The sequence below is a fragment of the Streptococcus tangpeifui genome (assembly GCF_044503215.1).
Lineage (GTDB): Bacteria > Bacillota > Bacilli > Lactobacillales > Streptococcaceae > Streptococcus > Streptococcus tangpeifui.
Genome location: NZ_CP172427.1, coordinates 716472 through 730705 on the forward strand (window position 1 = coordinate 716472; position 14234 = coordinate 730705).

Genomic DNA, 14234 nt, shown 5'->3' on the forward strand with positions numbered 1-14234 from the left:
ACAATAAAGAAGAATTGATTTTACCTTTTTAATTGATAGTTCCAAGAGGTTGTACATTTTAGATCCTAGGAGAAGTGGTCAGTTATCCTGATGTTTAGTTTGTCTTATTTTCATAATTTTGAAAAAGGAGCTGAACTTTTAGCGAGCCCTGGAAAGGTGTGTGGTGATCATATTATTGTTATAGATGTTGCCCACTTCCCTCTGAGCTCCCATCTGAGATGTACAAGAAGATCAAGAGAGGCGTGTCATGTGTCATTGGGCGAGGTGGACAAGATTGGAATGTGGCCCCTATCATTCGTTCTTTGCTAATTTTTGTCGAGATTAAACATCAGTCCTTTTACACTATTAAAGAGTGAGCAGCATTTTAAATGGCTATTTTGTTGTTTGGCAGTGAAGGTTAGAGAGAGGAATTGAAATGACTATAAAACCTAGGTTATGTATTGTTATCCCTTGTTATAATGAGGAAAAAGTCCTTCCTATTACAGAGCCAATCTTTGTAAAAAAATTGCTTGAGTTAATTGATAAGGGAAAAATTTCAGAAGATAGTAGAATTTTATTTGTAAATGATGGTAGTAAAGATAAGACTTGGGCGTTAATTGAGAGCTATGCTAATGAGTCTGAGTATATCACTGGAATTTCTCAAAGCAGGAATCGTGGACATCAAAATGCTGTTTATGCAGGGCTTATGGAGTCCAAAGATAAGTTTGATATTACTATTTCTATTGATTGTGATGGTCAAGATGACATTAATGCAATGGATCAGATGGTAAATGAGTATTTAGACGGCTCTGAAATAGTCTATGGTGTTCGGGATAATCGTGATACTGATACTTTTTTTAAAAAGGCGACTGCTCAAGGATTTTATAAAGTCTTAAATTTAATGGGTGTTGAGTCAGTCTATAATCATGCTGATTATCGCTTAGTTTCCAGTAAGGTTTTGAAAGAATTTGCAAACTTTAAAGAAGTAAATCTCTTTTTAAGAGGGATGTTTCCGCTTGTCGGTTTTAAGAGTACGAGCGTTTTTTATAAACGTCATGAGCGTCTTGCTGGCGAGTCTAAGTATCCCTTAAGTAAAATGATAAATCTTGCTATTGATGGAATTACGAGCCTGAGTGTGAAGCCTATCCGTTTAATTGCCGCTCTAGGTTTGATTGTAGCGGGCTTTAGTTTTTTAGCAATTGTTTGGATCTTAGTTCAATACTTTTTGGGACATACCGTCAGTGGATGGGCGAGTAATTTAGCTTTAGTAATGATGGTTTCTGGTATACAATTGGTTAGTTTGGGAGTCATTGGTGAGTATATTGGAAAAATTTACTTGGAAGTCAAAGAACGGCCTAAGTATATTATTTCTGATAGAGTGGGCGATAAAGATAGTAAAAAAGGTTAGTAGTTGTTAAGTGTTAAAACTTAATATTATAATTAGAGTTTCTTTAGTTGAAGCTCTTTTTTTGCTTTCCGTCGTGTAGGTAGGTCGGAATTTTATACTTGTAGAAAATTCCTGAGTTTTTTAAATTCATGATAATTTTCTGACATCTTAAGGATTGTTAAGTTTTTTTAAGCAGAGGGGGGGTATACTATATTAGTACTGCGCAGTACTAATACGGCTTTTTTAAGACTCAATATTGCAGCTAGATTCTTTTATAATTTGTTTTATTACTGATTTACAAATTACTCAATGATTTAAGTAAGAGAGTAATTTATAGGCGAAAATTTTTTAGTAATAGACTATGACCAAGAAGATTTCTAATGGACATAAATTAATTTTATGTGACTGAAAAATACTGCTGTAATCTGTGGTAAGAATTAAAATGACTACGTCGTAACCTATTTTATTGGTAGAATATTTAAGTTCTATAAAGAGTTGTTTTATAAAAGACTAGACTTATGACAATGACGAAATTAATTCAGAAATTTTATTTTAATATTCAAAAGGAGATACTATGACAAGTTATCAGAAGAAACAGCGTAAGCATCAATTAAAGAGGTCGGCTTATTTCAATCGCTTAGCCGTAGCAGGTTTAACAACTGTAGCAGTTGGAGCTGTAACTCTGTCATCAGGCTTTGTTCATGCTGACGAACAAACGGTAACTGGTGGATCATCGGATAGGATTAACTTGATTAGCAAGCAGGATACAAATCAAGGACAGGTTCAAGAGCAAACAAATCAGATGACTGCAGAAAGTCAGATTGATTCCGAAAATTATCGGCAAGTTTAGGTTGTAGCAAATCAAGTTACTCAAGATTCCGCAATTGAAAGTCAAACAGGAATCGAATCAGAAAAAGTTTCAGAAATTACTGAAGAAAATGTTCAAACAAAGTCTGAAGTTAGTCCTGCAAAAGATGTTTCAGTAAAACCAGAAGTTGGTCAGGAGACAAGTCAAAATAATCAGGAAGAAAATTTGAGTGTCAAAAGAGCTTCAGTTGCTGCAACTGTTGTGAAACCTGTTACAGCAGCAACGGATTCTACTTATACTTTGCCTGTTCAAGGACCAATATCGGCTGGATTTAATGGCTATCCTGGTCATGGTGGTATTGATTATGCTGTTCCTGAAGGAACCCCTGTGCATGCTGCACGAGATGGTGTAGTAAAAGTTGCAGGTGCCAATCATCCTTGGATGGGCTGGCAAGGAGGAAATGCTGTTCTAATTCAGCATCCAGATGGCATGCATACAGGTTATGCTCATTTGTCACGAATTATTGTCTCGGTTGGCCAACAAGTCAGTCAAGGTCAGGTAATTGGTTATTCTGGTAGCAGTTTGGTTACTGGGCCTCATCTTCATTTCGAAATGCTATCAACTAACCCAAACTTTAGAAATGGTTATTCTGGTCGTATTGATCCAACACCTTATATTTCTAATGCATCATTTCAAGCTTCACCGACTCCAAGTGTTAATCGTTACAATGTGGCAGAACTTGCTGCTCAAACTGATAAAACTATCTCTGATGGTGATTATCATATAGTTCTTGCATCTAACCCTGAGTTTGGAATAGATGTTTCTGGAGCAGGCTCTGCAAATGGGACTAATATTCAACTCTATAGAAATACTACATTTGATAATCAGGTATTTACTGTTTCTTACTTAGGTGGTGGCTATTATAAACTGATTCATAAGACTACAGGGAAGGCTCTGGATGTAGCTGGTGGCTCTTCTGCTTCAGGGACTAATGTTCAGCTCTACTTCCGTAATGGCAGTAAATCACAAGCTTGGAAATTTGTTCCGGTGAGGAATGATTAATATAATTACGAAATGGGAACTGCTAACGAATCGTTAAGATAGCTCTTAGAAAATCCGACCTTCTTATAGGAATGTCAGATTTTTGTAGTATGATGCCTTTGTCTTAAGTCTGTTTAGCCTGTGTTCAGTTACAATAAGTCACAAAGCTATTAAGTTCTCCAAAGGAAGTAGAAAATGATGTGTTGATTGATTAAGTATCTAACGATATTTACCTACAGAACACTGGAAGAGGTGATGAATAAACTTTAGGAAATTATTCAAGAATTATACAGATTTGCTTTAAAACCAATTGTTTATTGGGAACGGATTTAAATCAATATAGAGAGCTTTATCACTTTATTTACAGTATAAATCCATGAGTTACTCCAAATTTTAGAGAATTTTTAATCGTCTTACGAATAAATAAGTGAAGCCATTGGTGCGCTTTTGAATAATTTGAAATCTCACTGTTGTTTTTAGCAGCTAACTATAATTTCAAAAGTTACTTCAAAGATTGTAATGGTTTTGCAAAAAGTAATGCATATGCGAGGAGGTTTCTTATGACACGAAACAAAATGAAAACACGTAAGCATGAACTCAAAAAGCAGGCTTATTTGGCTGGTCTTACGACAATGGTTGTAGGAGCAGTGGCACTGTCGTCAGGATTTGTCCATGCTGATGAGCAAACAGTAACTAGTAATTCCTCAGATACAGTAAGCTTAATTACGAAACAAGAGGGAAATCAGGAACAAGCTCAAAATCAAGCAAGTCCAGAAACTGCAAGTAATCATGCTAATTCTGAGGATCAGCAACTAATTCAAGATACAACTAATCAAAATAGCCAAAATTTAGCAGTAAATGAAAGTCAAGTAACAATTGAATCAGAAAAGGTATCTAAACAAAATGTTCAAGTCGAGGTTGAAGATGCCCCTGTTCAGGCTGTCTCAGGAAATCCAGAAATGAGTAATAAGCCAGCTCAAGAAAGTCAAAAAGAAGGGGGTCCAGTTATCAAAAGAGCTTCGGTTGCTGCTGTCGTAGAAAGAAAGTCAGTTAATACAGTATCAGCTGCAAGAGGAGATGATTACCCAGCTTATCTTAAAAATGCAGTACCCGATAGTGTGATTGATCCTTGGAGGCTATATAATCGGGAATGTACTTCTTTTACAGCTTGGCGTTTAAGCTCTGTTAATGGTTTCACCATTCCTGGCGCCTACGGTCACGGTGGGCAATGGGGCTACCGTGCTCGTCGTGAAGGTTATCGCGTTGATAATAGTCCTGCTATTGGTTCGGTTGGTTGGTTAGAAGATGGTTCTTACGGACATGTTGCATGGATTTCAAATGTGATAGGTGATAATGTTGAAATTGAGGAATATAATTATGGCTGGAATTACAACTATCATAAACGTATAGCCCATAAAAGCGCTTTTACAGGATATATACATTTCAAGGATTTGGTAGTTACTTCAAAACCAACCGATGGTCGATATGATATTGCTACTTTAGTGCCAAGTGATAGAACCATATCAGATGGGGATTATCATATTGTTCTTGCATCTAACCCTGAGTTTGGAATAGATGTTTCTGGAGCAGGTTCTGCAAATGGGACTAATATTCAACTTTATAGAAATACTACATTTGATAATCAGATATTTACTGTTTCTTTCTTAGGAGATGGCTTTTATAAACTTGTTCATAAGGCTACAGGGAAAGCTTTAGATGTAAATGCTGGATCAACTGAAAATGGAACTAATGTGCAACTATGGGAATCAAATGGGACAGAAGCACAGCAGTGGGTTATCAAGCAAAGTAGTGGCAATAATACGTATGAGATAGTATCACGTAGAAATGGTCTGGTTCTAGATGTTGCTAATGGCACGGTAGCTAATAATAGTAACCTACAAGTGTATATTCCCAACCAGTCGGCAGCTCAGAAGTTTAAGTTTATAGCTGTTGATAAGGATGCAAAACGCACAGTTGCGGATGGCGATTACCATATTGTCTCTGCTTTAGATGAAAATATGGCTTTAGATGTTGAAAATGAATCAAAGGAAGATGGTGCTAATATTCAAATTTACCCTAATCTGACTAATTCTAAGGAAGTCTTTCATGTGCAATATCTGAATAATGGCTATTACACGATTACTCATACCTACTCAGGTAAAATGATTGATGATTCAGGCAATGGAACTTTTAATGGAAATAATATTTCGATAATCACACCTAATGGCTCTGAAAGTCAGCAATGGATGATTAAGGCAAGTACTATTAATGGCTTTTTTGAAATAGTTTCCAAGCATAAGGATAAAGTTTTAGATATTTCTGGAGGTGTTGCTAATCCAAGGACAAATGTGCAGCTTTATTCTCGCAACAATACTAAGGCACAAGCTTGGAAATTCATTCCGGTGAAGAAGGATTAAATCAGATCAACTGAAAAAGTCACGAACTAATTGTTATTAGTTTGTGGCTTTTTAGAAAGATATCCTGTGTTTATACTCAGTTAAAATCAAAACTTTCATTTTCGCTTCTTTCTTAAAAAGTGCGGACGCAAGAAGAAATTATCCAGTGGATGATTTCTTGGAATCCAAGGAGTTTCATTGCTATATTTTGAGCCTAATCTAAGATACAAAGGGCGTTAAAAACGACTAGGATTTTAGGAAGGTGACGCCGTGTGTTTGCACACAAGGAAACTTATCTAAATCCCGAGTTTTTAGCTTGTGTTCAATTAGTCTCAAAATGTCCGTCGGGCTTGGGACAAAAGTCCTAAGCTTGATTCTGTCGTGCAGTACTAAACTATTGACGCAGTGATTGGAGTCCTTATCTTGGGGCGCATCCCTATTTTCAGGCGCCCCTCTTAAACAGTCCACTGGACTGTTTAAGAAAATCAAGATCAACTGTGCGGAGGTGGGATGGAAATGCTCCAGTGGAGTTTGGCAGTCTATCCACAGACTGCTAAAGCCTGCCGCCTTAAAACAGAGAAGCGGCAGGGAGGTCCGAGCCTTAAAATAAGAAGGCGAAGAAAATCGAAATTGCTATTTTATGACGATTTACCGATTTTTGTCCCACTCTCGAATACCACTAAAACGAAAGAAGCGTTTTAGTTTCACTGTATTTTTAGTCTTTTAATGATATTAAATTTTTTAAAGTGAAAGTTTTGAATTTAAATCAGTATTATTATCCCAGACTTTCAGAGTCGGGTGGAGGGTGTTTAAGCTTTAGACTAGCTGGTGTGAAGAGTAATGTTTGTCAGGCTAGCAGTGGTGTCGTCTGTGATCATCTTGAATTTTACAGAGTAAGCTAAAGAAAGGACAATAATGTTCGAAGTGGAACGGTCAAGAGATAATATGTTTTCAAAACAATGTCCTCAATTCCAATATTCACCAAAAAGAATGTCATCGCTAAAATGGGCAAAATCAGGAGCGGAGTCTCCCAGTTGGTCAGCTTAGCGGCTTGTTTTAATAGTCATATTCGCCTCTTAATCCCTAAGAGCTTGATAGTTGCTGTCAGGAACTTCTTCCAATCGAACATGTTTAAGCCCTTGCCAGCCCCCTTAAGGGAAGGTGGCTAAACCAAGAGTTAGACTTGTTTAGGTTTGTATAGGAATGATGAAGAATCCTGCTTTTAGTTCAACGGCTCCTTTTTCTCTTTCTAATATCAATTTTTCTAGTTGGTGATGAGGACTTGATTGCTACTCTAACTAGCCTTGTGAATGGCGGTATTCATATTCGAGTTGAGAGTGACACTATAGAAGTGTGGTACCTAAAATTTTGAGGTAGGGCTGATTATTAAAGAGTCGGGTGTAGTTACCATTGCTGCCCCCAGTCCAAAAGCATTGACCTAATCAGCTTCTTCCTTTTTGTGGTTATAAAGACCGTAAAAGGTAGGTTTAGATAAGGAAACTCCCCTTTCACAAGTTGAAAAGGGAGTCTTTTTAGTTCAAGAGGATTTTTTCCAAGTCTTTAAAATTTCTAGCAATAGCAGTAGCGCCAGCTTCCTCCAGTTCTTCTTTGCTACCAAAACCCAATAGGAGTCCGATAGCAGATAAACCGTTGGTTCTAGCTCCTTCGACATCGTACTTGCGGTCGCCAACCATGATGGCCCGATTGGTGTTTTGTATGCCAGCTTTCTTGAGAACATAGGCAATGACTTCAGACTTTTGACTACGGCTGTCATTTAGAGTAGCACCAGCAATGACGGTGAAGTAGGAGCTGATATCGAAATAGTCGAGGATCTGTTTGACGAAAACTTCCGGTTTAGAAGAGGCGACTAAGAGAGTCTTACCAGCATCCTTGAGGTCGTGGAGAAGTTCTTTAGTCCCTGGTAGAAGTCGGTTTTCCTTCCAGCCATTGTCCGAAAAATACTGGCGATAGTAGCTAATCGCTTCTTGGGTTTCTGACTCAGAAAGACCACAGAAGTCTTGAAAGGATTGACTCAAAGGTGGCCCGATAAATGTCATTAGGTCACTTTTAGGGGGGGAGGGCAAGGCCTAACTTTTTAAAGGCATAAGCCAGACTGTTGATAATGCCTGTCTGGGAATCCGTTAGGGTCCCGTCTAGGTCAAAAATAATGGTTTGATAGTTTGTCATAGGTTTACGTCTATAGTGGAGTTGGGGATGTAGATGCGATGGGCTTGTGATGGTGTTAGTTGCTAAATTGTCCAGTTTCGATTCTCTTTAATTGAGAGGCGTCGAATAAAAATTTATCTAATTTTCATAGCTTGGATTTTTTCTTCATTTGGTGTGACCCGTAAGGTCTTTTGGCCAGTATAGGTGACAAAGCCGGGTTTGGCTCCACTTGGTTTATGGAGCTTCTTGTTGTCAATCATATCGACCTGAACGAGATTGGAGAGGCGAGCCTTAGAGTAGTAGGCAGCTAGTTCGGCAGCGTCAGTCTTGACTTCATCAGAAGGCTCCAGATTGTCCCTGATGATGACATGGCTGCCGGGAATATCTCTGGCGTGGAACCACAGTTCACCTTTTTTGGCCATTTTGAAGGTTAGCTCTTCATTTTGCAGGTTGTTACGGCCGACCATGATAATGGTCTTGCCATCGCTGGCTAAGTATTGTTCAGGTTTTTTACGTTTCTGCTGTTTATCGTGTTTGCGGCGGCGAATAAAGCCAGTTTCTACCAGTTCTTCACGGATTTCTGCAATTTCGTCCAATGAGGCTTGGGACAGAGCTAGTTCAACGGATTCCAAGTAGGAGATGGTCTGTTTGGTCTCTTCAATTAGACCCTTGAGGTGTTTAACAGCTTCCTTGAGTTTCTGATATTTTTTGAAATACTTCTGAGCGTTCTGGCTGGGGCTGAGGCTGAGGTCTAGGGCAATGGTGATCTTCTCACCTGTGTAGTAGTTGTCCAGCTCAACCTTATCCTTATTATTGGGGACCAGATTGAGATAGGTGGTTAAGAGTTCACCTTTTTGACGGAAACTTTCAGCTTTTTCTGTGGCTGCTAGCTCCTTCTTTTGCTTAATTAGTTTCTTTTTATTTTTTTCCAAATCATTTTGCACCCGATGAATGAGGTCGCTGGCCTGTTGGGCCACACGGTCTCGCTCAGCTTTGTCCTGATAGTAGTAGTCCATCAGTTCGGATAAACTGGGAAAGTCCATTAGATTATCACTAAAAGCTACAGGAGCAAAGCTCTTTTCAGTCAGAGTAGGTTGGCAGGATTGATTAAAGAAGGTCCGAAAGTTTTTAAGTTTATCTGACTCCAATTGCTTGGCCAATTCCTGAGCGGTATCGCCTCCCAAACCCTGAAAGCGTCTTTGTAGACTCTTGGGACTCAAATCCTCAGTCTGTAAAATTTCAAAGAGCCGATCTTCCTTGACCGTGAAGGGATTGAGAGCATCGGTCTTGGGTGGGGTGATATAGGTTGATCCTGGCAGAATGGTCCGATAGCTATTCTGCGAAAAGCCAATGTGTTTGATAGCTTCAATAATCTTGCCCTCGGCCTTGTCTAAGAGAATGATATTGCTGTGCTTGCCCATGATTTCAACCATCAAGGTTACCCTGACTTGGTCACCGATTTCATTTTTGTTAGAAATGGTCAGCTCCAAAACTCGGTCATTCTCTAGTTGCTGCAGGTCTTCAATGACCGCTCCCTGCAGGTATTTTCGCATAATCATAGTATAGGTATTGGGATTTTTCGGATTCTGAAAATCAGTCTTGGTCACCTGAACCCGACCAAAGACAGGATGGGCTGATAGCAGTAATTTGTAATTTTGCCGATTGTTGCGAATGGTTAGGACTAACTCTCTTTCAAAGGGCTGGTTGACCTTTTGGATGCGACCGTAAAGAATTTGATCGCGAAGCTCCTGAGTTAGATAATGTAAGAAAAAGCCATCGAATGACATAGTGTTGATTTCCTCATCTTTTCTTGAAATGTACTTCTCTTATTATAGCACAGAAAATTAACCTTAAGCTGTCAGTAAAGATTAGATATAAAATGGTTGTTAGTTTAAAAACTTTCATCTTTCTGCTATAATGAATTTAAGTAAAAAATGGAGTACAGGTATGAAACTACTACACACTGCTGATTGGCATATTGGCCGTCAGCTCAATAATAACGGCCTCAGCCTTTTGGACGATCAGGCTTATGTCTTACAGCAAATTCTGGATTTGGCTAAGAAAGAAGCGGTTGATGGGGTTATCATTGCAGGAGACCTCTATGATAGGGGACTGCCTCCGGTTGAGGCGGTCAATCTCTTTAACCAAATTCTCAATCGTTTCCTTTTTGAAGCTAAGATTCCTGTCTATGCTATTACGGGCAATCATGATTCGGCCAAACGCTTGGAGTTTGGTCAGGAATTTTTTAAACGCCAAGGATTTTATCTGGTTTCCAATTTGGCCGATAGTTTTCAGCCGATTGAGCTGGAAGGGGTTCAGATTTTTCTTTTGCCCTTTATCGACCCTATTGATGCTAAAATCTACTACCAAGATTCTGGGATTTCGACTATGGATCAAGCTATCAGACGGATTGTGGCTGATATGAAAAAGCTTTTTGATCCAGTTAAAAAACAGATTTTAGTAACGCATTTTGCAGTCAGTCAAGGGGCAGATGATAGTGTTTTGCGGGAGCAGATGCTTTCAGAAACGACCAGAACTGTTGGTGGGTTGACAACCTTGACTAGTGATCTTTTTGATGATTTTGCCTATGTGGCTTTGGGACATATTCATACTCGTTTGGCCTCGCCAACTGAGACAGTTGCCTATAGCGGTAGCCCTTTAATTTTCAACAAGGATGAAGCTAAGCGCAAGGATATTAAGGGGGTCTATCTGGTTGAGATTTCTGATGATGGTATCAATAAGGTCTTCCATCCGCTCAAACCCTACAAGGACTTTTTCGTTTTGGAATCTCCTTATCAGGACTTGTTGCATCAGGATTTTTATGAATCTTATCCGAGGAAAGCGGCTCGCTTTGCCTTTGACATCTTGGTGGAGGACAGAAAAGAATTGGAAGGGATTAACATCCGAGCCCAGCTGGAAGACATTTATGGAAAAGACATCATAGATTTGCGAATCAAGGAGACTAAGGCCAGAGTCAGATCTAGTCGGGCTAATTTTAATCCCACCAAGTCAACCTTGTCTGAGGATCAGTTAATTGCAACCTTCTTTTCGGAGATGACCGGAGGCGATCAGCTCTCAGCCTATCAACAAGCCTTGGTTCAGGAGTTATTAGGAAGGGGTGAAGAGAAATGAAGCCGATTCGCATTGAAATGACTAATTTTGGTCCCTACCGCCGAGAAGTTCTTGATTTCTCTTCTCTTGACGAAAATAGTCTCTTTCTTATCAGTGGTCGGACAGGGGCTGGTAAGTCCAGTATTTTTGATGCTATGACCTATGCTCTCTATGACAAGACATCGAGCGATCGTCCTGTTAATGAACTGCGTTCAAGCTTTGCAGAGCTCAAGGATCCTAGAACCAAGGTTGTTTTCTATTTTGAGCATCATAACCAGCTCTATCGTTTAGAGCGGGAGCTGGATTTAAAACCTCGAAAGGGGCTTGATCGAGGCAAGGGAATCGGCACTAGTAAAGCTAGTCTGTCGGTTGTTGACGGTGTCGGTGGTCTGGAGCTGGATAAATTGGCTGGCAAACCTAAGGATACTAATCAAGCTGTTGTTGATTTGCTGAGACTGACTAGTGAACAGTTTAAACAGATTATTCTCCTGCCCCAATACCAATTCAGCCAGTTTCTCAAGTCGCCAACCAGCGAGAAAATTCCTATTTTGCGGCAAATTTTTGGGACTCAGGTCTTTGCCCAATTTGAGGAAAATTTAGCTCACAAATGGTCTCAGGCTAAACAGAAGCAGAGTCAGTTTCAAACGAATTTAGATGCTCATTTTGCCAGTCAGATTTGGACACCAGAAGAACGGACAACATTTGCTGAGTTGACTAGTGAACAACGACTCTCACAAGCTCATGAACACTTACAACACTATCAAAAAGAGCTGACAGCAGCTAAGCAGAAAAAGGCAGTGGCTGAAAAAAGCGCTAGGGAGGCGGACTTAGCTTATCAAGCGGCCCAGGGGTTGGCTGCCCAATTTCAGGACCGTCGGAGCAAGCAAGTCCAGTACCAAGAACAGATTGTAGATCAAGCTGAGGATTATCAGAAAAAACAAGCTAAACTAAACCAGTTAAATTTTGCGGCAGGTTTGTCCGATTTAGTCAAGGAAGAAAATAGTAAGCAAAAAAGAGCCCAAGAGCTGGATCGTTCGCAGACCAATTTGCAGGAAGAAGTTGCTAAAAGGCAGGAGAAGCTAGCACCGTTAGACAAACAGCTAGTTAAGTTGCAGGGACAGAAAATCCAAGCAGAAAAAAGTCAGGCAGAAATTGAAAATCTGAGTTTGGCTTTGAGTAGTGCCCAGACGCTGACCAAACAAACAGCTGAGTTGACAGCAGCAGAGTTAGGCTTGAAAAAATTAGCGGATGACCAGAAAAAATTGCTTAATCAAGAGCAAGAACTTAGCCAGAACAAGGCTGACCTTGAAGCGAGTTTGATCTCTGAGCAAGAGCTGCAGGATTTGAAGGAGATTCGGCAGGAGGCTCAGCATTTGATAGATGGCGACTTGTCAGATAGCTTACAAAAATTAGCTCAGCTGCAAGAAGAGCAGAAGTCCCTCTCTGACCGGCAGGTGGCCATTGGTCAAGCTCAAGATAAGCTGGAAAGTGATTTGATTGATGTACGTTCTCGGCTTAAGACAATGAAGCAAGACCAACTCAAATTGATGGTGGCCAAGCTTCAGACAGAATTAGAGGAAGGCAGTCCTTGCCCAGTCTGTGGTTCGTTTGATCATCCGGGGGTTCAAGTTGGGTCGGTTGATGAAGAGACTCTAGTCGATCTCTCCCAAAAAGTGGAGGATTTAGAAGCACAATTAGTTAATAAGCAGGAAGCCCTGCAAGCTAAACAGTTTGAAGCTGACCAGCTAAAGAGTCAACTGGCCGATAATAGAAGAATAAGGAAAGATCTGCAAGAAAACTTAGCATCTAGCTACCAAATCTTGCGGGAGAAAACATCCAGTTACTTGAGTGACTTTATATGGGAAACAGCTTATTCTGATTATTTTGGCCAAGTGATTAAGCACCAGCTTGATCAACAATACCAAGATATTGTTGCCAAGAAAACTAAGCAAATTCAGCAGCTGGAGCAATTGACTCAGAATTTAGCAAGCTTGGATCAAATCAAGCAAAAAGTCCAGCAAGATATGGCTGGTCTGTCGGGTCAGATTAAAACGTTGAAGCAAAGTCAAAGCCAACTCAATGAAGTTTATCCGGATCTTAAAACACCGGACTATTATCAACAAGAGATTGCCAATCGCCGAGAAGCTTACCAACAATTTCGCAGAGAATTTGAGTCTTGTCAGCAACAAGTGGCTAGTCAGAAAGAAGCTTTATCCAGTCTCCAAGGCCGATTGGCTAGTCTGACTGAGAGTCTGCAGGCTAACCGAGCAGATCTTAAAGCCCTGACTAAGCAGCTAGAGAGCAAGTTAGCAGATTCGAGAGCTCTGACTCATGAACGTTCTGAGCTCCAAGAATGGTTGACAGAGTTAGCAGCAGGCCAGCAATTGACCCTGCAAGCTTGGCTGACTGAGTATCAGCAGCATCGCCGAAGTTTGGAGGCCAGTTTAGCTGATCTCAACCAAGTTCTGGCGGATCAGAGTGAGCCTGATTTGTTAGTTCTGGCTCAGCAAAAAGAAGAGGCAGAATCTGCTCTTAATCAGGCTGCTAGTCAATTAGCTCTCAGTGAGCACCATCGGGACCAAGTTGTCCAGTTAGTGGCTGAAATTGAGAATATAGTAGCCCAAGCTGGCCATCATTTGGAAAAATTTAGCCAGCTGACCCAGCTTAAAAATATCATCAGTGGAACTGAAACAGGTAGTCAGCGGCTCAAACTGGAAACCTATGTCATCCAAGCCTACTTGGAGGAAATTCTAACCTACGCAAATGACCACTACATCGGCTTGCTGAGTAATCAGCAGTTTGAATTTTTGATTGGTAGGGAGGGGTCTGGTAACAGTCAGTCGGGACTGGAAATCAATATCTACGATCGAACTAATAACAAGGAATTACCAGCTGCTTCCTTGTCTGGCGGTGAAACCTTTATTGCTTCGCTGGCTATTGCCCTGTCTATGTCAGAGGTCGTGCAAAATACCAGTAATGGCGCTTTGGTTGAAACTCTCTTTATTGATGAAGGTTTTGGATCACTAGATGAGGATACCTTAGATAAAGCCATTGCTGTTTTGGAACAAATTGGACAAAACCGGATGGTCGGTGTTATCAGTCATGTTAAGGAAATGAAAGATACCATTCAGCAACAGGTCCTTATTGAAAAGGGACTTGATGGTTCCAGCCGGATTAAGGTGAAAGCAACTAGTTTTTGAGACTGATAGAGTTTGACAAGAGTTGGAATCAACTATCTAATTGGCTTGCTAAATTTTCTGAAAATTCCACTTGACAGCTTTTTCAAATTGAGTATAATAGAACTTAACAGAAAAGTAAGTTGTCATGATTTTCAGGGAGCTTGTGG

Annotated in this window: 7 protein-coding genes and 2 pseudogenes; 6 read left to right on the forward strand and 3 right to left on the reverse strand. The window is 40.2% G+C overall.

The window, feature by feature from the left end; translation table 11 throughout:
- The first annotated feature begins 415 nt into the window (after nt 1-415).
- The 4 genes from ACFSN5_RS03450 to ACFSN5_RS03465 all read left to right on the forward strand — a co-directional run bounded on the left by ACFSN5_RS03450 (nt 416) and on the right by ACFSN5_RS03465 (nt 5632).
- Nucleotides 416-1387 (forward strand): glycosyltransferase family 2 protein, encoded by a 972-nt coding sequence (locus ACFSN5_RS03450; RefSeq protein ID WP_165329140.1) that lies wholly within the window; start codon nt 416-418, stop codon nt 1385-1387.
- A 553-nt stretch (nt 1388-1940) separates the two neighbouring features.
- Nucleotides 1941-2216, forward strand: a complete 276-nt coding sequence (locus ACFSN5_RS03455) for a hypothetical protein (RefSeq protein WP_241154246.1) — start codon at nt 1941-1943, stop codon at nt 2214-2216.
- Nucleotides 2217-2399: 183 nt separating this feature from the next.
- Complete coding sequence (locus ACFSN5_RS03460; RefSeq protein WP_241154245.1) at nt 2400-3236, forward strand: peptidoglycan DD-metalloendopeptidase family protein; 837 nt, start codon at nt 2400-2402, stop codon at nt 3234-3236.
- A gap of 539 nt (nt 3237-3775) precedes the next feature.
- Entirely contained in the window at nt 3776-5632 is a 1857-nt protein-coding gene (locus tag ACFSN5_RS03465; RefSeq protein WP_165329139.1) for an RICIN domain-containing protein, read from the forward strand.
- A 907-nt stretch (nt 5633-6539) separates the two neighbouring features.
- Here the strand turns inward: ACFSN5_RS03465 and ACFSN5_RS03470 are convergent.
- The 3 genes and pseudogenes from ACFSN5_RS03470 to ACFSN5_RS03480 all read right to left on the reverse strand — a co-directional run.
- Nucleotides 6540-6645: pseudogene (locus ACFSN5_RS03470) on the reverse strand (carboxymuconolactone decarboxylase family protein); the annotation flags it as partial.
- Nucleotides 6646-7143: 498 nt separating this feature from the next.
- Nucleotides 7144-7798, reverse strand: a pseudogene (locus ACFSN5_RS03475) (HAD family hydrolase).
- Between the two features lie 113 nt (nt 7799-7911).
- The gene (locus ACFSN5_RS03480) at nt 7912-9564 is read right to left on the reverse strand and encodes an Rqc2 family fibronectin-binding protein (protein WP_165209614.1); all 1653 of its coding nucleotides are present in this window, start codon (nt 9562-9564) and stop codon (nt 7912-7914) included.
- 160 nt (nt 9565-9724) lie between these two features.
- On the opposite strand from ACFSN5_RS03480, the gene ACFSN5_RS03485 reads away from it, so the two are divergent.
- Together ACFSN5_RS03485 and ACFSN5_RS03490 are read left to right on the forward strand one after the other, a co-directional pair.
- The gene (locus ACFSN5_RS03485; protein ID WP_165209617.1) at nt 9725-10909 is read left to right on the forward strand and encodes a metallophosphoesterase family protein; all 1185 of its coding nucleotides are present in this window, start codon (nt 9725-9727) and stop codon (nt 10907-10909) included.
- Nucleotides 10906-14088: an AAA family ATPase gene (locus ACFSN5_RS03490; protein ID WP_165209620.1), complete on the forward strand. Its 3183-nt coding sequence runs from the start codon at nt 10906-10908 to the stop codon at nt 14086-14088. Before ACFSN5_RS03485 ends, ACFSN5_RS03490 begins: the two co-directional genes overlap by 4 nt.
- Nucleotides 14089-14234: the final 146 nt, after the last annotated feature.

What these genes read in the sequence shown, in the direction of transcription:
- ACFSN5_RS03450 (WP_165329140.1), top strand. Translation starts at nt 416, where the DNA reads ATGACTATAAAACCTAGGTTATGTATTGTTATCCCTTGTTATAATGAG.
- ACFSN5_RS03455 (WP_241154246.1), top strand. Translation starts at nt 1,941, where the DNA reads ATGACAAGTTATCAGAAGAAACAGCGTAAGCATCAATTAAAGAGGTCG.
- ACFSN5_RS03465 (WP_165329139.1), top strand. Translation starts at nt 3,776, where the DNA reads ATGACACGAAACAAAATGAAAACACGTAAGCATGAACTCAAAAAGCAG.
- ACFSN5_RS03480 (WP_165209614.1), bottom strand. Translation starts at nt 9,564, where the DNA reads ATGTCATTCGATGGCTTTTTCTTACATTATCTAACTCAGGAGCTTCGC.
- ACFSN5_RS03485 (WP_165209617.1), top strand. Translation starts at nt 9,725, where the DNA reads ATGAAACTACTACACACTGCTGATTGGCATATTGGCCGTCAGCTCAAT.
- ACFSN5_RS03490 (WP_165209620.1), top strand. Translation starts at nt 10,906, where the DNA reads ATGAAGCCGATTCGCATTGAAATGACTAATTTTGGTCCCTACCGCCGA.